Origin of the sequence: Pseudomonas sp. MF6755, from assembly GCF_016405635.1 — a bacterium.
In the GTDB taxonomy this organism is placed as follows: Bacteria; Pseudomonadota; Gammaproteobacteria; order Pseudomonadales; family Pseudomonadaceae; genus Aquipseudomonas; species Aquipseudomonas haemolytica.
Map to the genome: position 1 here is coordinate 225439 of NZ_JAEKDA010000005.1, position 19967 is coordinate 245405.

At 61.1% G+C, this 19967-nt stretch carries 22 protein-coding genes; 12 read left to right on the forward strand and 10 right to left on the reverse strand.

Annotated elements, in window-relative coordinates:
• Positions 1 to 190: 190 nt before the first annotated feature.
• The 6 genes from metX to JFT66_RS08235 are packed head-to-tail and all read left to right on the forward strand — an operon-like array spanning position 191 to position 4549.
• Positions 191 to 1330, forward strand: coding sequence for a homoserine O-succinyltransferase MetX (gene metX, locus JFT66_RS08210; RefSeq protein WP_153837448.1), 1140 nt, complete (start codon positions 191 to 193; stop codon positions 1328 to 1330).
• A 7-nt stretch (positions 1331 to 1337) separates the two neighbouring features.
• Complete coding sequence (gene metW, locus JFT66_RS08215; protein WP_005792273.1) at positions 1338 to 1958, forward strand: methionine biosynthesis protein MetW; 621 nt, start codon at positions 1338 to 1340, stop codon at positions 1956 to 1958.
• Between the two features lie 21 nt (positions 1959 to 1979).
• Entirely contained in the window at positions 1980 to 2414 is a 435-nt protein-coding gene (locus JFT66_RS08220) for a DUF4426 domain-containing protein (protein WP_034116241.1), read from the forward strand.
• Complete coding sequence (gene rdgB / locus JFT66_RS08225; RefSeq protein WP_034116242.1) at positions 2411 to 3007, forward strand: RdgB/HAM1 family non-canonical purine NTP pyrophosphatase; 597 nt, start codon at positions 2411 to 2413, stop codon at positions 3005 to 3007. The genes JFT66_RS08220 and rdgB overlap by 4 nt, the downstream gene beginning before the upstream one ends.
• Positions 3004 to 4206, forward strand: coding sequence for a radical SAM family heme chaperone HemW (gene hemW / locus JFT66_RS08230; RefSeq protein WP_034116243.1), 1203 nt, complete (start codon positions 3004 to 3006; stop codon positions 4204 to 4206). Before rdgB ends, hemW begins: the two co-directional genes overlap by 4 nt.
• A gap of 19 nt (positions 4207 to 4225) precedes the next feature.
• Positions 4226 to 4549 (forward strand): DUF3392 domain-containing protein, encoded by a 324-nt coding sequence (locus JFT66_RS08235; RefSeq protein WP_034116244.1) that lies wholly within the window; start codon positions 4226 to 4228, stop codon positions 4547 to 4549.
• A gap of 81 nt (positions 4550 to 4630) precedes the next feature.
• Here the strand turns inward: JFT66_RS08235 and trmB are convergent, their stop codons facing one another.
• The 4 genes from trmB to JFT66_RS08255 all read right to left on the reverse strand — a co-directional run bounded on the left by trmB (position 4631) and on the right by JFT66_RS08255 (position 6866).
• Positions 4631 to 5356 (reverse strand): tRNA (guanosine(46)-N7)-methyltransferase TrmB, encoded by a 726-nt coding sequence (trmB, locus tag JFT66_RS08240; RefSeq protein WP_153837447.1) that lies wholly within the window; start codon positions 5354 to 5356, stop codon positions 4631 to 4633.
• 9 nt (positions 5357 to 5365) lie between these two features.
• The gene (locus tag JFT66_RS08245) at positions 5366 to 6160 is read right to left on the reverse strand and encodes a thiazole synthase (RefSeq protein WP_198859089.1); all 795 of its coding nucleotides are present in this window, start codon (positions 6158 to 6160) and stop codon (positions 5366 to 5368) included.
• 52 nt (positions 6161 to 6212) lie between these two features.
• Positions 6213 to 6413, reverse strand: a complete 201-nt coding sequence (gene thiS / locus JFT66_RS08250) for a sulfur carrier protein ThiS (protein ID WP_032865944.1) — start codon at positions 6411 to 6413, stop codon at positions 6213 to 6215.
• Between the two features lie 78 nt (positions 6414 to 6491).
• On the reverse strand, positions 6492 to 6866 hold the full coding sequence (locus JFT66_RS08255; RefSeq protein ID WP_034116247.1) for a DUF423 domain-containing protein: 375 nt from the start codon (positions 6864 to 6866) through the stop codon (positions 6492 to 6494).
• A 74-nt stretch (positions 6867 to 6940) separates the two neighbouring features.
• On the opposite strand from JFT66_RS08255, the gene mtgA reads away from it, so the two are divergent.
• Complete coding sequence (gene mtgA, locus JFT66_RS08260) at positions 6941 to 7663, forward strand: monofunctional biosynthetic peptidoglycan transglycosylase (protein ID WP_198859090.1); 723 nt, start codon at positions 6941 to 6943, stop codon at positions 7661 to 7663.
• Between the two features lie 131 nt (positions 7664 to 7794).
• Here mtgA and rpoH read toward each other — a convergent pair whose 3' ends face one another.
• From rpoH to ftsY, 4 genes are all read right to left on the reverse strand, one after another.
• Positions 7795 to 8649: an RNA polymerase sigma factor RpoH gene (gene rpoH, locus JFT66_RS08265; protein WP_003176698.1), complete on the reverse strand. Its 855-nt coding sequence runs from the start codon at positions 8647 to 8649 to the stop codon at positions 7795 to 7797.
• A 129-nt stretch (positions 8650 to 8778) separates the two neighbouring features.
• Positions 8779 to 9801 carry a permease-like cell division protein FtsX gene (gene ftsX / locus JFT66_RS08270; RefSeq protein ID WP_034116249.1) on the reverse strand — a complete coding sequence of 341 codons (1023 nt, stop codon included), beginning with the start codon at positions 9799 to 9801 and terminating at the stop codon, positions 8779 to 8781.
• Complete coding sequence (gene ftsE, locus JFT66_RS08275) at positions 9798 to 10469, reverse strand: cell division ATP-binding protein FtsE (protein WP_003234627.1); 672 nt, start codon at positions 10467 to 10469, stop codon at positions 9798 to 9800. The genes ftsX and ftsE overlap by 4 nt, the downstream gene beginning before the upstream one ends.
• Entirely contained in the window at positions 10466 to 11869 is a 1404-nt protein-coding gene (gene ftsY / locus JFT66_RS08280; RefSeq protein WP_153837445.1) for a signal recognition particle-docking protein FtsY, read from the reverse strand. The genes ftsE and ftsY overlap by 4 nt, the downstream gene beginning before the upstream one ends.
• 338 nt (positions 11870 to 12207) lie before the next feature.
• Between ftsY and JFT66_RS08285 the strand changes: the two genes are divergently transcribed.
• From JFT66_RS08285 to JFT66_RS08300, 4 genes are read left to right on the forward strand one after another with little or no spacing between them, the layout of a single operon-like run.
• Positions 12208 to 13563, forward strand: a complete 1356-nt coding sequence (locus tag JFT66_RS08285; protein ID WP_153837444.1) for a M16 family metallopeptidase — start codon at positions 12208 to 12210, stop codon at positions 13561 to 13563.
• Positions 13556 to 15046, forward strand: coding sequence for a M16 family metallopeptidase (locus JFT66_RS08290; RefSeq protein WP_198859091.1), 1491 nt, complete (start codon positions 13556 to 13558; stop codon positions 15044 to 15046). The genes JFT66_RS08285 and JFT66_RS08290 overlap by 8 nt, the downstream gene beginning before the upstream one ends.
• Complete coding sequence (gene rsmD / locus JFT66_RS08295; protein WP_034116253.1) at positions 15046 to 15663, forward strand: 16S rRNA (guanine(966)-N(2))-methyltransferase RsmD; 618 nt, start codon at positions 15046 to 15048, stop codon at positions 15661 to 15663. The genes JFT66_RS08290 and rsmD overlap by 1 nt, the downstream gene beginning before the upstream one ends.
• Positions 15664 to 15714: 51 nt before the next feature.
• Positions 15715 to 16710, forward strand: a complete 996-nt coding sequence (locus tag JFT66_RS08300) for a hydrolase (RefSeq protein ID WP_034116254.1) — start codon at positions 15715 to 15717, stop codon at positions 16708 to 16710.
• A 120-nt stretch (positions 16711 to 16830) separates the two neighbouring features.
• Here JFT66_RS08300 and JFT66_RS08305 read toward each other — a convergent pair whose 3' ends face one another.
• Positions 16831 to 17685: a sulfurtransferase gene (locus tag JFT66_RS08305; RefSeq protein ID WP_198859092.1), complete on the reverse strand. Its 855-nt coding sequence runs from the start codon at positions 17683 to 17685 to the stop codon at positions 16831 to 16833.
• 33 nt (positions 17686 to 17718) lie between these two features.
• Positions 17719 to 18390 (reverse strand): TetR/AcrR family transcriptional regulator, encoded by a 672-nt coding sequence (locus JFT66_RS08310; protein WP_034116256.1) that lies wholly within the window; start codon positions 18388 to 18390, stop codon positions 17719 to 17721.
• Between the two features lie 131 nt (positions 18391 to 18521).
• On the opposite strand from JFT66_RS08310, the gene JFT66_RS08315 reads away from it, so the two are divergent.
• Positions 18522 to 19964 carry a coniferyl aldehyde dehydrogenase gene (locus JFT66_RS08315; protein ID WP_332875114.1) on the forward strand — a complete coding sequence of 481 codons (1443 nt, stop codon included), beginning with the start codon at positions 18522 to 18524 and terminating at the stop codon, positions 19962 to 19964.
• Positions 19965 to 19967 lie beyond the last annotated feature (3 nt).

Here is a 19967-nt window from a genome sequence, read left to right on the forward strand (position 1 = left end):
TGCTGTAAAAATGTGAGAGGGGGCTTGCTCCCGATAGCAGAGTGTCAGTCGACATAAGAGTGACTGATCCACCGCTATCGGGAGCAAGCCCCCTCCCACATTTTGTATCTGCGTACTGGTACAGACCATTGCTTGCCGCTAGGGGCCCCGCTCTTTAGACTTACGCCTCATTTAAACGAGAGCAGGGTCGATGCCAGTTGCCTTCCCCCCCGATTCTGTTGGACTGGTCGTGCCTCAAGTGGCGCACTTCAGCGAACCGCTGGCCCTGGCCTGCGGCCGTTCGTTGCCTGCCTACGACCTGATCTACGAAACCTACGGCCAACTGAACGCCACGGCGAGCAATGCCGTGCTGATCTGCCACGCCCTGTCCGGCCACCATCACGCCGCCGGTTTCCACAGCGTGGACGAGCGCAAGCCCGGCTGGTGGGACAGCTGCATCGGCCCCGGCAAACCCATCGACACCAACAAATTCTTCGTGGTCAGCCTGAACAACCTCGGCGGCTGCAATGGTTCCACCGGCCCCAGCAGCCTCAACCCGGAAACCGGCAAGCCGTTCGGCGCGGACTTTCCGGTGTTGACCGTGGAAGACTGGGTGCATAGCCAGGCACGCCTGGCCGACCTGCTGGGCATCCGCCAGTGGGCCGCGGTGATTGGTGGCAGCCTGGGCGGCATGCAGGCGCTGCAATGGACCATCAGCTACCCGGACCGCGTGCGCCATTGCCTGGCTATCGCCTCGGCGCCCAAGTTGTCGGCGCAGAACATCGCCTTCAACGAAGTGGCGCGCCAGGCCATCCTCACCGACCCCGAGTTCCACGGCGGTTCGTTCCAGGAAGCCGGCGTGATCCCCAAGCGTGGCCTGATGCTGGCGCGGATGGTCGGGCATATCACCTACCTGTCCGATGATTCCATGGGCGAAAAATTCGGCCGTGGCCTCAAGAGCGAAAAGCTCAACTACGACTTCCACAGCGTCGAGTTCCAGGTGGAAAGCTACCTGCGTTATCAGGGCGAGGAGTTTTCAGGGCGTTTCGACGCCAACACCTACCTGCTGATGACCAAGGCCCTGGACTACTTTGACCCGGCCGCAAACTTCGATGACGACCTGGCGAAAACCTTCGAAGGCGCCACGGCCAAGTTCTGCGTGATGTCGTTCACCACCGACTGGCGCTTCTCGCCGGCCCGCTCCCGTGAGCTGGTGGATGCGCTGATGGCCGCCAAGAAAGACGTCTGCTACCTGGAGATCGACGCACCGCAAGGCCATGACGCCTTCCTGATTCCGATCCCACGTTATCTGCAGGCTTTCAGCAACTATATGAATCGAATCGTATTGTGAGAACGCCATGAGAGCCGACCTGGAAATCATCCAAGACTGGATCCCCGCCGGCAGCCGCGTGCTCGACCTGGGCTGCGGCGATGGCGAACTGCTGAGCTGGCTGCGCGACAACAAGCAAGTCACCGGCTATGGCCTGGAAAACGACCCTGACAACATCGCCCAGTGCGTGGCCAAGGGCATCAACGTGATCGAGCAGGACCTGGACAAGGGCCTGGGCAACTTTGCCAGCAACAGCTTCGACATCGTGGTGATGACCCAGGCCCTGCAAGCGGTGCACTACCCGGACCGCATCCTCGACGAAATGCTGCGCGTCGGCCGCCAATGCATCATTACCTTCCCCAACTTCGGCCACTGGCGCTGCCGCTGGTACCTGGCCACCAAGGGGCGCATGCCGGTCTCGGATTTCCTCCCGTACACTTGGTACAACACGCCCAACATCCACTTCTGCACCTTCGAAGACTTCGAGGCATTGTGTGGTGAGCGTGAAGCCAAGGTGATCAACCGTCTTGCCGTCGATCAACAGCATCGCCACGGCTGGGCGAGTAAGCTATGGCCCAATCTGTTGGGCGAAATCGGTATTTACCGGGTCAGCAGCCCTGGCCTGACCGACCACAAAGTTGCCGTCTAACCATCTTCAAGAGGGACGTTCATGAGTCGTTTGGCTGTTTTTCTATTGACCGCATGCCTGGGCGCGAGCGCCATGGCCGCAGACGCTATCGACGCTAATCGCAAGAAAGATTTCGGCGATATCACTGTTCACTACAACACCTTCACTTCCAGCTTCCTGCAACCGGAAACCGCCCAGGAAGTCGGCGTGGTGCGCAGCAAGGAGAAGGGTTTGATCAATGTCACCGTGATCAAGGGCGTGACCCCAGTGGCCGCACAAGTGACGGGCACCATCAAGGATTTGGGCGGCAAGAGCGAGATCCTCACCTTCAAGCAAATTAACGAAAAAGGTGGAATCAACTATCTCGCGCCCTACGCCGTGACCCAGCGCGAATACAAGACGTTTACCATCAACGTTGAAACCGGTGGCAAAGCCCATAGCTTCCAATTCAACCAAGAACTGTTCCCGGCCGAATGATGAACCTTACCCAACTCGTACTGGCCAGCCATAACGCCGGCAAACTCAAAGAACTGCAGGCGATGCTCGGTGAATCCGTGCAACTGCGCTCGATTGGCGAGTTCAGCCAGGTGGAGCCGGAAGAGACCGGCCTGTCGTTCGTCGAAAACGCTATCCTCAAGGCACGCAATGCCGCCCGTATCTCCGGCCTGCCGGCGCTGGCGGATGACTCGGGCCTGGCGGTGGATTTTCTTGGCGGCGCACCCGGGATCTACTCGGCCCGTTATGCCGACGGCAAGGGCGATGCGGCCAACAACGCCAAACTGCTCGACGCCCTCAAGGACGTGCCGGACGCGATGCGTGGCGCACAGTTCGTCTGCGTACTGGCCCTGGTGCGGCATGCCGATGACCCGTTGCCGATTCTTTGCGAAGGGTTGTGGCAGGGGCGCATCCTGCACGCGGCCAGCGGTGAGCATGGGTTTGGCTACGATCCGTTGTTCTGGGTGCCGGAGCGCAATGTCTCCAGCGCCGAACTGAGCCCGGCCGACAAGAACCAGATCAGCCACCGCGCCCGCGCCATGGCGTTGCTGCGCCAGCGCCTGGGCTTGAAATGACCCAGAACACCTCTGCGCAGCCACTGATCCACGGTGGCGCGCAAACACCCCGGGCGGCCCTGCCCCACCTGCCGCCCTTGGCGCTGTACATCCATATCCCGTGGTGTGTGCGCAAATGCCCGTATTGCGACTTCAACTCCCACACCGCCAGCAAGGTGCTGCCGGAGGAAGAGTACGTAGACGCGCTGCTGGCGGATCTGGATCAAGACCTGCACGCCGTTTACGGCCGGGAACTGAGCTCGATTTTCTTCGGTGGCGGCACGCCCAGCCTGTTCAGCGCCGCCGCCCTGGGCCGTTTGCTCAAGGGCGTAGAAGCTCGTATTGCGTTCGCCGCTGATATCGAGATCACCCTGGAAGCCAACCCCGGGACCTTCGAGCAAGAGAAGTTCGTGGCGTACCGCAAACTGGGGATCAATCGCCTGTCCATCGGCATCCAGAGCTTCCAGCAAGAGAAGCTTGAAGCCCTGGGCCGTATCCACAATGGCGATGAAGCCGTGCGCGCTGCCGGCATGGCGCGCCAGGCCGGGTTCGATAACTTCAACCTGGACTTGATGCACGGTTTGCCCAACCAGTCACTGGACGATGCCCTGGGCGACCTGCGCCAGGCCATCGCGCTCAAGCCGACGCATCTGTCCTGGTACCAACTGACCCTGGAACCCAACACCGTATTCTGGAACCAGCCGCCCGCGCTGCCGGAAGACGACACGTTGTGGGATATCCAGGAAGCCGGCCAGGCGCTGCTCGCCGAACACGGTTACGCGCAATACGAAGTGTCGGCCTACGCCCAGCCCGGCCGCCCGGCGCGGCACAACCTGAATTACTGGAGCTTTGGCGACTTTATCGGTATCGGCGCCGGCGCCCATGGCAAGCTCAGCCACCCGGACGGGCGCATCGTACGCACCTGGAAAACCCGTGCACCCAAGGACTACCTCAACCCGGCCAAAAGCTTCCAGGCTGGGGCGAAAGAACTGACCAACGAAGAGCTGCCATTCGAGTTCCTGATGAACGCCCTGCGCCTGACCGAAGGCGTCGACGCCAAGCTCTACGCCGAACGCACCGGCCTAGACCTGGCCAGCCTCGACGAAGGCCGCCACGAGGCAGAACAAAGTGGCTTGATGCAGGTCGAACCGTCACGCCTGGCGGCAACCGAGCGCGGGCAACTCTTTCTCAATGACCTGTTGCAGAAGTTTTTGAGCTGATAGCTCTTAAGGAAATCGAATGGATCTGGTACTCGACCTGCTCGCCACCGTATCCCGCTGGAGCCGTAGCAACCTGTCGGAAATCTCCCTGGCCCTCGTGGGCTGTTTGCTGGTGCTGTTTGGCGCCGATATCAAGGGCTGGGTCGAAGCGCGCCTGGGCAGCATCGCTGGCGCCTTGCGCGTACCGTTAATGGCCCTGCTGTGCATGATCGGCAGCGGTGCGGCGTTGATCTATGCCACGCCGTGGATTGTGCGGGGGTTGAGCCAGTTCAATAACTACAGCCTGGCGCCGGTGTTGTTGGTGGTGCTGGTGTTGATTGGGGTAGTGGCAGACCGCCGCTAACCTCAAACCCAACACAGATACAAATGTGGGAGGGGGCTTGCTCCCTCCCACATTTGGTTGCATTTCAAGTCAGGGGACGAGTTATGCCAGCTTCTCGAACTTCAAATCCCACACCCCATGCCCCAACCGCTCACCACGACGTTCGAACTTGGTGATCGGCCGCTCGGCCGGGCGTGGCACGCATTTGCCGTCTTCGGCCAGGTTGCGGTAGCCAGGGGCGACGTTCATCACTTCCAGCATGTATTCCGCGTACGGTTCCCAGTCGGTGGCCATGTGCAGGATGCCGCCTACCTTGAGCTTGCTGCGCACCAGCTCCGCGAAGGAAGCCTGGACGATACGGCGCTTGTGGTGACGGGCTTTGTGCCACGGGTCGGGGAAGAACAGCATCAGGCGGTCGAGGCTGTTGTCGGCGATGCAGCGGTTGAGCACTTCAATCGCGTCGCAGTCGTAGACCCGCAGGTTGGTCAAGCCCTGGGTCAGCACGCCGTTAAGCAGCGCACCGACACCTGGACGGTGCACTTCCACACCGATGAAGTCCTGCTCCGGCGCGGCCGCCGCCATCTCCAGCAGGGAATGGCCCATGCCGAAACCGATTTCCAGGGAACGCGGCGCCGACCGGCCGAACACCTGGTCGTAGTCCACCGGCGCGTCGGCCAACGGCAACACGAACAGCGGTGTACCTTGTTCCAAGCCCTTTTGCTGGCCTTCGGTCATGCGGCCGGCACGCATCACAAAACTCTTGATGCGACGGTGCTTGGACTCGTCGCCCTCTTCCACGGTGTTCGGCGTTTCGTTTGATTCAGTCATCAATGGCTCTTACTTGATCAGACCATCCAGCGGCGAAGAGGCGCTGGCGTAGAGTTTTTTCGGCATGCGCCCGGCGAGGTAGGCCAGGCGGCCTGCAACGATGGCGTGTTTCATGGCTTCGGCCATCATGATCGGCTGCTGGGCATGGGCGATGGCCGAGTTCATCAGTACCGCGTCACAGCCCAGTTCCATGGCGATGGTGGCATCGGAGGCAGTGCCCACACCTGCATCCACCAGCACGGGGATCTTGGCTTCTTCGAGGATGATCTGCAGATTGTACGGATTGCAGATACCCAGGCCGGAACCGATCAGGCCCGCCAGCGGCATCACGGCGATGCAGCCGATTTCTGCCAGTTGGCGCGCAATGATCGGGTCATCGCTGGTGTAGACCATCACGTCGAAACCTTCCTTGACCAGGGTTTCAGCGGCCTTGAGGGTTTCGATCACGTTGGGGAACAGGGTTTTCTGGTCAGCCAGCACTTCCAGCTTCACCAGGTTGTGGCCGTCGAGCAGCTCACGGGCAAGGCGGCAGGTGCGTACGGCTTCGATGGCATCGTAGCAACCGGCGGTGTTCGGCAAGAAGGTGTAGCGATCCGGCGACAGCACTTGGAGCAGGTTCGGCTCGCCTTCGATCTGGCCGAGGTTGGTGCGGCGCACGGCGAAGGTGACGATCTCGGCGCCCGAGGCTTCGATGGCCAGGCGGGTTTCTTCCATGTCGCGGTACTTGCCGGTGCCGACCAGCAAACGGGACTGGTAGGTACGACCGGCCAGGACGAAAGGCTTGTCGTGACGAACGATGCTCATGGGAAATCCTCGAAATGGGGTGAGGTTCTGCAGAATTCAGGAAACTGCGCGATCAGCCGCCGCCGATGGCGTGGACCACTTCGACCTGGTCACCTTCGGTGAGCGCAGTCTCGGCGTGCTGGCTACGCGGGACGATATCCAGATTGAGCTCCACTGCGACGCGACGCCCGGTCAAGTCCAGACGGGTCAGCAGGGCCGCGACGGTTTCGCCGTCGGGCAGTTCAAAGGATTCGCCGTTCAACTGAATGCGCATGCCACGGGCCGCCATCGTTTTTAGGGGCCCGCATTCTAGCGCGATTGGGACCTGAGGTCAGCTGCAAGCGTCAAGCGGTCAAAGCTGCAAGCGCCACGCCGTCAGGCCCAGAAAGAACCAGCCCAGCAGGAATGCCAGCCCACCGAACGGCGTAATGATGCCGAGCTTGCTGATACCGGTCATCGTCAGCACGTACAGGCTGCCGGAGAACAGCAGGATACCGACCGCAAACGAGATACCCGCCCAGGTCACCAGCCGACCCGGAATATGCGCCGCCAGCAACGCCACGCCGAACAGTGCCAGGGCGTGCACCAACTGGTAGGTCACACCGGTATGAAAGATCGCCAGGTACTCGGCGCTCAGGCGGTTTTTCAGGCCGTGGGCGGCGAACGCACCGAGGGCAACGCCGGTAAAGCCGAAAAAGGCAGCCAGCATCAGAAAGCTACGCAGCATGGGGAACTCCAGTCAGACTCATCGGGCAGGGTCTGTATAATGGCCCGCTCAACGGGTTCGGCCAAGCCATCTCTATGCTGCGTGTCCTCTTCAAACGCTTTCTCAACGTCGTGAAATGGTTTGCCATCGGCAGTGTGTTGCTGGTGCTGCTGTTTCGTGTCGTGCCGCCGCCGCTCACTGCGCTGATGGTGGAACGCAAGATCGAATCCTGGGTGGACGGCGAACCTATTGACCTGCAGCGCAGCTGGGTGCCGTGGGATGAGATCTCCGACGACCTGAAAGTAGCGGTGATGGCCGGTGAAGACCAGCGCTTCCCGCAACATTGGGGCTTTGATTTTGGCGCGATCCAGGCGGCGATCCTGCACAACGAGCGCGGCGGTTCGATTCGCGGTGCCAGTACCTTGAGCCAGCAGGTGTCGAAAAACCTGTTCCTGTGGACCGGCCGCAGTTATTTGCGCAAGGGCCTGGAGGCGTGGTTTACCGGGTTGATCGAGGTGTTGTGGCCCAAGGAGCGGATTCTTGAGGTGTATCTCAACAGCGTTGAGTGGGATGAAGGCGTGTTTGGCGCAGAGGCGGCCGCGCGGCACCACTTTGGCGTGAGTGCCAAGGGGCTTTCGCGGCAACAGGCCAGTTACCTTGCGGCGGTGTTGCCTAATCCAAGGGTGTGGAGTGCCAGCCATCCGACGGCGTATGTGGCGCGCAGAGCGGCCTGGATTCGCCAGCAGATGAGTCAATTAGGTGGCAGTGGCTACCTGGCGGAGTTGAACAACTCACGCAAAGCCCCCTGGTCCGACTGACACAATACAAAACAACTGTGGGAGGGGGCTTGCTCCCGATAGCGGTGGATCAGTCACTCATATGTCGACTGACACTCTGCTATCGGGAGCAAGCCCCCTCCCACATTTTTGACCCAGCTTTGCCAGCTGGATCAAGCGGCGATCGACAGCTTCAGCTTGTTCATCGCGCTTTTCTCAAGCTGACGAATTCGCTCGGCCGACACGTTGTACTTTTGCGCTAGGTCGTGCAGCGTGGCTTTCTCTTCCGCCAGCCAGCGCTGGTAGAGGATGTCACGGCTGCGGTCGTCCAGCACTTCAAGCGCTTCGTGCAGGTTGTGGTTGGAGTTGTCGCTCCAGTCGGCGTCTTCCAGTTGCCGCGCCGGGTCGTACCGGTGGTCTTCCAGGTAGTTGGCCGGCGATTGGAAGGCGCTGTCGTCATCCGCTTCCGCGGCTGGGTCGAAGGCCATGTCATGGCCGGTTAGGCGGCTTTCCATCTCGCGCACTTCACGGGGCTCCACGCCGAGGCTTTCTGCCACACGGTGGACTTCCTCGTTGTTCAGCCACGCCAGGCGTTTCTTCTGGCTGCGCAGGTTGAAGAACAGCTTGCGCTGGGCCTTGGTGGTCGCGACTTTCACAATGCGCCAGTTGCGCAGGATGAACTCGTGGATTTCCGCCTTGATCCAGTGCACAGCAAACGATACAAGGCGCACACCCATCTCAGGGTTGAAGCGCTTTACAGCCTTCATCAGGCCAACGTTGCCTTCCTGGATCAGGTCAGCCTGGGCCAGGCCGTAGCCGCTATAGCTACGGGCGATATGTACGACAAAACGCAGGTGGGCGAGCACCATCTGCCGAGCCGCCCCCAAATCCTGCTCATAGTAGAGACTCTCGGCCAGTTCACGCTCCTGCTCGGGCGTCAGCAATGGAATGCTGTTGACCGTGTGCACATAGGCTTCCAGGTTCGCACCCGGGACCAAGGCATAAGCAGGTTGCAAAGAAGTGGTCATACGAAAAAACCTCCGACTCACATAACTCGTGCAGTTCAGCACTGCGAAAATTGACCGGGAACCGTAGGACAAGTTCCCTAAACCACTGATACGGTCAATACAAACGAAACCACATTACCCTGGCATTAACTACTTCGGTGCCAGCTCACGTAAATGCCGTGCCACCGCAATCCAGGCACCGATATACCCCAACAAGACCGCGCCAAGCAAGAGACTCAGACCATCGGCAACCGGCACTCCCGCCAAGGCGAAATCACTGCCGTAGAGCCCGGCAAGCCCGACAACCGCGTCGTTCAGCCAGTCCAAGCCAAATGCCAGCACGCCCCAGGACAATATCCCGGCACCCAAGCCATAAAGCGCGCCCATGTATAGAAAAGGACGACGCACATAGCTGTCCGTGCCGCCGACCAGTTTAATCACTTCTATCTCGGTGCGACGGTTTTCAATATGAAGACGAATGGTATTACCTATCACCAAAAGTAATGCAGACACCAACAACACCGTCAGGCCGAACACAAAGCGGTCGCCCAGCTTGAGGATCGCGGCCAGGCGCTCTACCCAGACTAGATCAAGTTGTGCCTGTTGCACCTTCGGCATCTCTGCGAGTTTTTGTCGCAGGGCCTCCAGCGCCGGCTTATCGACTTCGTTTGGCGTCACCAGCACCACGCCCGGCAGCGGGTTTTGTGGCAGCTCCTTGAGCGCCTCGCCCAGGCCGGACTGCTGCTGGAATTCCTCAAGGGCCTGGTCGCGGCTGATGTACTCGGCCTCGGCAACGCCCGGGATGTTCTTGATGTCGTCACGCAGCGCTTCGCCTTCCTTGCTACTGGTGTCCAGGTTCAGGTACAGCGAAATCTGCGCCGCACGCTGCCAGGAACCGCCCAGGCGCTCCACATTATTGAGCAGCAGCGACAAGCCCATCGGCAGGCTCAAGGCCACTGCCATCACCAGGCAGGTGAAAAAGCTGCCGATCGGCTGCTTGCCCAGGCGGCGCAGGCTGTCGACCAAGCTGGCGCGGTGGCTTTCGATCCAGGCATGCAGCAAGGTGCCGAAGTCGGGACCGTCGTCTTCGTCGCGTTTTTTCTTCGGCGGTTGCGGATCGGCCGGCTTCGGCGCCACGCGCTCGGAAACTTTAGGGCTGCGAGTGGCACTCATACGCCGGCCTCCCCATCGCCAATCAGGCGACCGCGTTGCAACGTCAGCATGCGATGGCGCATGCGGGCAATCAGGGCCAGGTCGTGACTGGCGATCAGTACGCTGGTGCCCAGGCGGTTGATGTCTTCGAATACCCCCATGATCTCGGCCGCCAGGCGCGGGTCGAGGTTACCGGTGGGTTCGTCCGCCAGCAGCAAGGCCGGGCGGTGGACGATGGCGCGGGCGATACCGACGCGTTGTTGCTGGCCGGTGGACAAGTCGCCTGGGTAGAGGTCGGTCTTGTCCGACAACGCCACGCGCTCCAAGGCCGAATCCACACGCTTGACGATCTCGGCCTTGGACAGCCCGAGGATCTGCAACGGCAACGCCACGTTATTGAACACTGTGCGGTCGAACAGCAACTGGTGGTTCTGGAACACCACGCCGATCTGGCGGCGCAGGAACGGAATTTGTGCATTGCTGATGGTGGCCAAATCCTGGCCCGCCAGCAGCAACTTACCGGTAGTCGGGCGCTCCATGGCCAGCAACAGTCGCAACAGGGTACTTTTGCCAGCGCCGGAATGCCCGGTGACAAACAAAAACTCACCGCGACGCACTCGAAAGCTCAGCTCATGCAAGCCCACATGCCCATTGGCATAGCGTTTACCGACCTGTTCGAATCGAATCATGAACGCTCCCGCTCGGCAAACAGTGCCTGTACAAAGGGTTCGGCCTCAAAGGTGCGCAGGTCGTCGATGCCTTCACCGACACCGATATAACGAATCGGCAACCCGAACTGTTTAGCCAAGGCGAAAATCACACCGCCCTTGGCCGTGCCGTCGAGCTTAGTCAATGCCAGGCCGGTCAGTTGCACCGTCTGGTTAAATTGCTTGGCCTGGCTGATGGCGTTCTGGCCAGTGCCGGCGTCGAGCACCAGCAAGACTTCGTGCGGCGCGTCGGCGTCGAGCTTGCTGATGACACGGCGGACTTTCTTCAGCTCTTCCATCAGATTGTCTTTGGTGTGCAGGCGACCGGCGGTATCGGCGATCAACACGTCGATATTACGGGCCTTGGCGGCTTGCACGGCATCGAAGATCACCGAAGCGGAATCGGCGCCGGTGTGCTGGGCAATCACCGGGATCTTGTTGCGCTCGCCCCACACCTGCAACTGCTCGACGGCTGCGGCACGGAAGGTGTCACCCGCGGCAAGCATGACTTTCTTGCCCTCGCCCTGCAGCTTCTTCGCCAGCTTGCCGATGGTGGTGGTCTTGCCAGCGCCGTTGACGCCGACTACAAGGATCACGAACGGCTTGTTCGGCGTGATTACCAGCGGCGCTTCCACTGGCTTAAGCATCGCAGCCAGTTCGGCCTGCAAGGATTTGTACAGGGCATCGGCGTCGGTCAGCTGTTTACGCGCAACCTTCTGGGTCAGGCTCTGGATGATCACGGCAGTGGCTTCGACACCCACGTCAGCGGTGAGCAGACGGGTTTCGATGTCTTCCAGAAGTTCGTCATCAATGACCTTCTTGCCCAGGAACAGGCTGGCCATGCCTTCGCCGATACTGGCGCTGGTCTTGCTCAGGCCCTGCTTGAGACGGGCGAAGAAGCCGGTTTTGCTGGTTTCGGCAGGGACGGCCGCAACTTGCGGCTCGATCACCTCGGGCGCGGCGGCAACCACCGGAGCAGCGACTTCAACGACAGTTGGCGCCTGCACCGCAACGTCCACGGGTTCAACCACCGCCGGAATCGGCGGCACTACATGCTCAGCCTGGACATCTTCAACCAGTGCCACAGGCTCTTCGGCCACCGGCAGCTCCAGCCACGGCTTGTGCTCGGGCTCAGGCTCGGGTTCTGCCTCGACCACCGGCTGCAAGACCGGCTCAGCCATTGGCAACACCACTGGCGCCGGGGTTTCGGCAACCGGCTCGGCTTCTACTGGAGGCTCAGGTAAAGGCTCAGGAATAGGCTCAGGTTGAACCTGCGGCTGTTCGACGACGGTTTCCTGCGGCTTTTTGCGCAGCCATCCGAACAGGCCTTTTTTCTCGCCAGCCGCAGCTGGGCTCTTCTTGTCGTCGTTGGAACCAAACATGGAGGACGGCTATCTCAAAGTAGCGATGCGCCAGGGCGCTTCGGTAAATAAATTCGATGCAGAACAGACTGCTTTAACGCCCGCTTGTTCATGCGCAACATTTTGTAAGGCGTAAATAAAGGCCTTGGCAAATCGTTTCAATATAGGACTGAAGCGATAAAATCGGCGAAAAGTGGAAGATCGTCGGGGAAACCCACCATCTATTCCAACATTCCTACGACTGGACCCAGGATAAGATGACGACCACAGTGGCCGTCCCTAAATCGGATCAGTATCCTAGCACCTCCTCGCCCGCCGACGCTAAGACCAAGCGGGCAGCCCAACAGGTTTAAAAACGAATGAATGCTCTAGCCCGCCGCGCCGCAGGCCTGCTGCTCAGCACAGTTTGTCTGCCCCTCTCAGCTTTGGCTGCCGACCCACAACCCACCCATGAATTCACTCTGGATAACGGCCTTAAAGTGGTCGTGCGCGAAGATCATCGCGCGCCCGTGGTGGTTTCCCAGGTCTGGTACAAGGTTGGCTCAAGCTACGAAACCCCGGGCCAGACCGGTTTGTCCCACGCCCTGGAACACATGATGTTCAAGGGCAGTGCCAAGGTTGGCCCCGGCGAGGCCTCGCTGATCCTGCGGGACCTGGGCGCCGAAGAAAACGCGTTCACCAGCGATGACTACACCGCTTATTACCAGGTGCTGGCCCGAGACCGCCTGGGCGTTGCCTTTGAACTGGAAGCCGACCGGATGGCCAGCCTGCGCCTGCCAGCCGACGAGTTCAGCCGCGAAATCGAGGTTATCAAGGAAGAACGCCGCCTGCGCACCGACGACAACCCGATGTCCAAGGCCTACGAGCGCTTCAAGGCCATGGCCTTCCCCGCCAGCGGCTACCACACCCCGACGATCGGCTGGATGGCCGACCTGGAGCGCATGAAGGTTGAGGAACTGCGCCACTGGTACCAGTCCTGGTATGTGCCCAATAACGCCACCCTGGTGGTGGTCGGCGACGTGACCCCGGACGAGGTGAAAAACCTGGCCCAGCGTTACTTCGGCCCGATCCCCAAGCGTGACGTTCCGCCAGCGAAGATCCCACTGGAGTTGGCCGAACCTGGCGAGCGCCTGTTGACCCTGCACGTACAGACCCAGTTGCCGAGCGTGTTCCTCGGTTTCAACGTACCGGGCCTGGCCACCGCCGAAGACAAGCGCTCGGTGCAGGCCCTGCGCCTGATCTCGGCCCTGCTGGACGGCGGCTACAGCGCACGTATCTCCGAACAGCTGGAACGTGGTGAAGAGCTGGTGTCCGCCGCCTCCACCAATTACGACGCCTATACCCGTGGCGATACGCTGTTCATGCTGTCGGCAACGCCCAACCAGCAGAAGAAAAAGACCGTCGCCCAAGCCGAAGCCGGCCTGTGGCGCCTGCTGGATGAGTTGAAAGCCAAGCCGCCGACTGCCGAAGAACTGGAGCGGATCCGCGCCCAGGTCATCGCCGGCCTGGTGTACCAGCGCGACTCGATCACCAGCCAGGCCACGGCCATCGGCTCCCTGGAAACCGTCGGCCTGTCCTGGAAGCTGATGGACAGCGAGTTGGCCGACCTGCAAAGCGTCACGCCGGAAGATATCCAGAAAGCTGCGCGCACCTATTTCACCCGCGAACGTCTGAGCGTCGCCCATGTTTTGCCTGAGGAGACCGCTCATGAGTGATCGTAAAAACAGCCGCCTGATCCTGCCCGGCCTGATCGCCGTCACCCTGATCGCGGCCAGTGCCGTGTACTTCCTGCGCCCGAGCGAGTCGGTCGCCAGCCAGGCCCTGGACAAGGCTCAATCGGCCAACACCCTGCAATCCCTGGCGGAACTGGACGGCAAGGCACCGACCAACCGCAAGCTCGACGTACAAACCTGGACCACCGCCGAGGGCGCCAAGGTGCTGTTCGTCGAAGCCCATGAACTGCCGATGTTCGATATGCGCATCCTGTTTGCTGCCGGCAGCAGCCAGGACGGCGACACGCCGGGCCTGGCGCTGATGACCAACGCCATGCTCAACGAAGGCGTGCCGGGCAAGAATGTCAGCCAGATCGCCAGCGGTTTTGAAGGTTTGGGTGCCGACTTCGGCAATGGTGCCTACCGTGACATGGCGCTGGTCTCCCTGCGCAGCCTGAGCGACAGCGATAAACGCACCGCCGCCCTGGCATTGTTTGACCAAGTGATCGGCCAGCCGACGTTCCCGGCTGATTCGCTGGCACGGATCAAGAACCAGATCCTGGCCGGTTTCGAGTACCAGAAGCAGAACCCCGCCAAACTGGCGAGCATCGAACTGTTCAAGCGCCTGTACGGCGACCACCCTTACGCTCACCCGAGCGAAGGCACCCCCGAGAGCGTGCCGAAGATTACCCTGGCGCAGTTGCAGGCGTTCCACGCCAAAGCCTATGCGGCGGGCAATGCGGTGATTGCGGTGGTGGGCGACCTGACCCGCGCCGAAGCCGAGGCTATGACGGCCAAGGTCTCTGCGTCGCTGCCCAAAGGCCCGGCCATGGCGAAGATCGCCCAGCCGACCGAGCCAAAAGCCGGCCTGAGCCGTATCGAGTTCCCATCCAAGCAAACCCACCTGCTGTTTGCGCAGTTGGGCATCGACCGCGCCGACCCGGACTACGCAGCCCTGTCCCTGGGTAACCAGATCCTCGGCGGCGGTGGCTTCGGCACCCGCTTGATGAGTGAAGTGCGTGAAAAGCGCGGCCTGACCTACGGCGTGTACTCCGGTTTCTCGCCAATGCAGGTGCGCGGCCCGTTCATGATCAACCTGCAGACCCGCGCCGAAATGAGCGGCGGCACGCTGCGCCTGGTTGAAGATGTGCTGGCTGACTACCTCAAGACCGGCCCGACGCAAAAAGAACTGGATGACGCCAAGCGTGAGCTGGCCGGTAGCTTCCCGCTGTCCACCGCGAGCAATGCCGATATCGTCGGGCAGTTGGGCGCCATGGGTTTCTACAACCTGCCGCTGAACTATCTGGAAGATTTCATGAAACAATCCCAGGCCCTGACCGTAGAGCAGGTCAAGGCTGCCATGAACAAACACTTGAGCGCCGACAAGATGGTCATCGTGACCGCCGGCCCGACGATTGCGCAAAAGCCACTACCGCCCCCCACTGATAAACCTGCCGAGCAGCCGCTCGGGGTTCCGGAGCATTAATGGCCAGTTCATCTCGCCCGAAAAAACCTGTCCACAACGTGCATAACGGTGTGGGCCAACTGCGCATCATTGGCGGTGAATGGGGCAGCCGCAAGCTGAGCTTCCCCGACGTCGTGGGCCTGCGCCCCACACCCGATCGTGTACGTGAAACCCTGTTCAACTGGCTCGCGCCGTACATCGGCGGGGCCAAGGTGCTGGACCCGTTTGCCGGCAGTGGCGCGCTGTTCCTGGAGGCGCTGTCCCGTGGCGCGGCCCAGGGCCAGGCGCTGGATGCCAGCAATGTGGCGGTGTCCAGCCTCAAGGAGCACCTGGGCACGCTGCGTTGCACCACCGGCCAGGTGCAGACCGCCGATGCGCTGCGCTACCTGGAAACCCAGGCGGCGACTGAATACGACGTGGTGTTCCTCGATCCGCCGTTCAACCAGAACCTGCTGCCAACCGTGTGCGCATTGCTGGAAGAGCGCCAGTGGTTGGCGCCGGATGCCTGGATCTACACTGAAAGCGAGACCGCACCGTCCACGCTCGGCCTGCCGGGCAGCTGGCGCCTGCACCGGGAGCAGAAGTCCGGGCGGGTGTATTACGCGTTGTGGCACCGCTTGGTCGAAAGCGCCGCTTAACCTGTGGCCAGTGAGCTTGCCACGGCATGCTCACTGGCTACCGAGAGTTTCATGACCCCCTCTTCCGACTTGTTCAAACCCGCCTTCGGCCTCGGTAACCCCCACCTGCAAACACTGTGGGGGCCGCTGTTGCGCCCAACGACCCATATCGAACGCCAGCGCGAACGCCTGTGGCTGGAAGACGGCGACTTCCTAGACCTCGACTGGCATGGCCCCCATGACCTGCAAGCACCGCTGGTACTGGTGCTGCACGGGCTGACCGGCTCGTCCAATTCGCCCTACGTGGCCGGCCTGCAAAAGGCCCTCGCCGCCCAGGGCTGGGCCAGTGCTGCATTGAACTGGCGCGGCTGCTCGGGCGAGCCAAACCTTCTGGCCCGCAGTTATCACTCCGGCGCCAGCGAAGACCTGGCCGCGGCGATTGCTCACTTGCGCGCCAAACGGCCACTGGCACCGCTGTATGCCGTGGGGTATTCACTGGGCGGGAATGTATTGCTCAAGCATTTGGGGGAAACCGGCGCGGCGTCGCAGCTGCAAGGCGCGGCGGCGGTGTCGGTGCCGTTTCGCCTTGACCAGTGCGCCGACCGCATCGGCCTGGGGTTTTCGCGGGTTTATCAGAAACATTTCATGCGCGAGATGCTGGCGTATATCCGCGTCAAGCAGCGCCGGTTCCTGCTCGATGGCCGTGACGACGGGCTCAAAACCCTGGAAGCCCTTGGCTCGCTGGAGAAGATGCGCACGTTCTGGGACTTCGACGGGCGAGTGACTGCGCCGCTGCATGGCTTCCTCAATGCCGAAGACTATTATCGCCGTGCGTCGAGCCGTTATTACCTTGGCGACATTCGCACGCCGACGCTGATCATCCAGGCGGCCGATGACCCGTTTGTGTTTGCCCACAGCTTGCCGGAGGCCAGTGAACTCTCGGAATGCACCGAGTTTGAGCTGCTGGCAAAGGGTGGGCATGTGGGGTTTGTGGAGGGTTCGCTGAAGCGTCCCGGCTATTACTTGGAACGCCGCATCCCACAATGGCTACTGGCACAACATGGATAAAAATGTGGGAGGGGGCTTGCTCCCGATAGCGGTGGAACAGTCAGCTTATCCTTAGCTGACCCACTGCAATCGGGAGCAAGCCCCCTCCCACATTTTGATTGGGTTTACAGGGCCGATCGCTCAGTCACCTGTTGCCACTTCCCGCTTGGGATCGGTAATCCACTCACTCCACGACCCCGCATACAGCTTGCCCAAGGGATACCCCGCCAACGCCAGCGCAAACAGGTTATGGCACGCCGTCACCCCTGAACCGCAATACGCCACCAATTCTTCAGCCGGGCGCCCCTGCAACTGCGCGGCAAAACGTTGCTTGAGCTGCTCGGCCGGCAGGAAGCGCCCATCACTGCCCAGGTTCTCAGTGAACGCCGCGCACTGCGCACCGGGAATGTGCCCGGCGATCGGGTCGATGGGCTCTACTTCGCCACGAAAGCGCGCCTGGGCGCGGGCGTCGATCAGGGTCAGGCCAGGTCGGCCCAGGCGTTTGTGCAGGTGTTCAGCATCCAGCAGCAACCGATTATCCGGCGTACCGGCAAAGGTGCCCGGCTCAGTCACCGGCGCATCCAGGCTCAACGGGAAGCCGGCGGCATGCCAGGCCTTGAGGCCACCATCGAGGATAAACACCCCATCACGCTTGCCCAACCAGGCCAGCAGCCACCAGGCCCGAGCAGCATAGGCGCCAGGGCCATCGTCATACAGCACCACATCGGTGTCGGCGCTGATGCCCCAGGCCCGCAGCTGCTTGGCGAACGTGTCCGCCACAGGTAAAGGATGACGACCGGTCACGCCCTTGGTCACCGGGCCGCTCAGATGCCGCTCCAGGTCGGCATATTGCGCGCCTTCGATATGCCCTTCGGCGTAACTGCACAACCCGTAGTCCGGGTCTTCCAGGGCAAAGCGGCAATCGAGGATCACCAGCCCGGCAGTCTGCTGGCGTGCAGCCAATTGTGGGGGGCTGATCAGTTGGGCAAGCGGCATGACGGTCTCCTGCAGACAGATTCGGGAAAGGTCCTACTTCACTTCTTCCAGTGCCTGATTCAACGGCACGTAAAATTCTTTGAACAAGGCATCCACCGCCTCTCTGGCCTGGGGCGTGACAAACCCAGCCTCCAGCACCAGCACCTGGTACACCCCGCGCTTGATCGCCTCGGCGCTCAGATGGGTGGATTTTTCATTGGTGGTGCACAGAAAACGCACCCACGAGGTCAGGATGATCCAGGCATTCAGGGTCAGGGCCTCGGTTTGCACCGGGTCCATATTGAGAATGCCGGCATCGACAAACCCTTGATAGATAGCACCGCCCTGGATCAGGCAACGCTGGGAAAACCGCCGGTAACCGGTAGCCAGTTCCGGGTCGCTCTCCAGCAAGTGTTCGAGATCGCGGTGCAGGAAGCGGTAACGCCACATGCCTGCCAATACGGCCTGCAGATAGAAACGCTTGTCTTCGACGGTAACGGCACGGCCCTGGGGCGGGCGCAGGAAGCTGTCCACCAAGGCTTCGTATTCACGAAACAGCACGGCGATGATCGCCTGCTTGTTGGGGAAGTGGTAGTACAGGTTGCCCGGGGAAATTTCCATGTGGGCGGCGATATGGTTGGTGCTGACACTGCGCTCGCCCTGCTGGTTAAAAAGCTCCAGGCTGGTTTGCACAATGCGCTCGCTGGTCTTTACTCGTGGTGCCATAGGGGATCAGCTTCTATACACGGGATGGGGCATCTTACGGCCTATCCCGGCCAGGTTAAATCTGGATGTTGCTGCAATGTTATTTGACAATTTAGAGCAATGACTCTAAAAATCCAGGCAGACCTATAACAATCTGGAACTGCGCCATGTCTGCCACCGTTGCCTACCTGCAAGATTCCCAGGCGCTGGATCAGCTCCAAAACCTGTTCGAAGCCCAGCGTCGCGCCTACGCCGCCAACCCGATGCCGCCCGCCGCGCAACGCCAGCAATGGCTCAAGGCCCTGCGGGATGTGCTCAGCGACGAACGCCAGGCACTGATCACTGCGATCAGCCAGGACTTCAGCCATCGCAGCGCAGACGAAACCCTGTTCGCCGAACTGATGCCCAGCCTGCATGGCATTCACTATGCCAGCAAACACCTCAAGGGCTGGATGAAACCGTCCCGCCGCGCTGTAGGTATTGCCTTCCAGCCCGCCTCGGCCAAGGTCATTTACCAACCCCTGGGCGTGGTCGGCGTCATCGTGCCGTGGAACTACCCACTGTACCTGGCCATCGGCCCGTTGGTGGGCGCTTTGGCCGCCGGTAACCGGGTGATGCTCAAGCTCAGCGAATCCACGCCGGCCACCGGCGAACTGCTCAAGGCGCTGCTGGCCCGGATCTTCCCCGAGGACCTGGTATGCGTAGTGCTGGGCGAAGCCGAAGTGGGCATGGCGTTTTCCAAGTTGCGCTTCGATCACCTGCTGTTCACCGGCGCCACCAGCATTGGCAAGCACGTGATGCGTGCAGCGGCTGAACACCTCACACCGGTGACCCTGGAGCTGGGCGGCAAGTCGCCGGCCATTGTCTCGGCCGATGTGCCCCTCAAGGACGCCGCCGAGCGTATCGCCTTCGGCAAAGCCTTGAACGCCGGGCAAACCTGCGTGGCGCCAGACTACGTGCTGGTGCCGGAAGATCGCGTGGAGGGTTTTGTCGAGGCCTATTCCAAGGCTGTCCGTGGGTTTTATCCGACCCTGGCCGACAACCCGGACTACACCGCCATCATCAACGAGCGCCAACTGGCCCGGCTCAATGCCTATGCCAAGGACGCCACCGACAAGGGCGCCACGCTGATTGCGCTTTACGAGCAAGGCCAGGCGCGGCGTATGGCCCACAGCCTGCTGCTGAATGTCAGCGACGACATGACCGTGATGCAGGACGAAATCTTCGGCCCGCTCTTACCCATCGTGCCTTATCGCGGCCTTGACCAAGCCTTCGCCTACATCAACCAGCGCCCACGCCCACTGGCCCTGTATTACTTCGGCTACAACAAGGGTGAACAGGAGCGCGTACTCCACGAAACCCATTCCGGTGGCGTGTGCCTGAACGACACCTTGCTGCACGTCGCCCAGGACGACATGCCGTTCGGTGGCATCGGCCCGTCGGGCATGGGCCATTACCACGGCCACGAAGGCTTCCTGACGTTCAGCAAGGCCAAGGGTGTACTGGTCAAACAGCGCCTGAACGCGGCGAAGTTGATCTACCCGCCCTATGGCAAGTCGATTCAGAAGCTGATCCAGAAGCTGTTTATCCGCTGATAA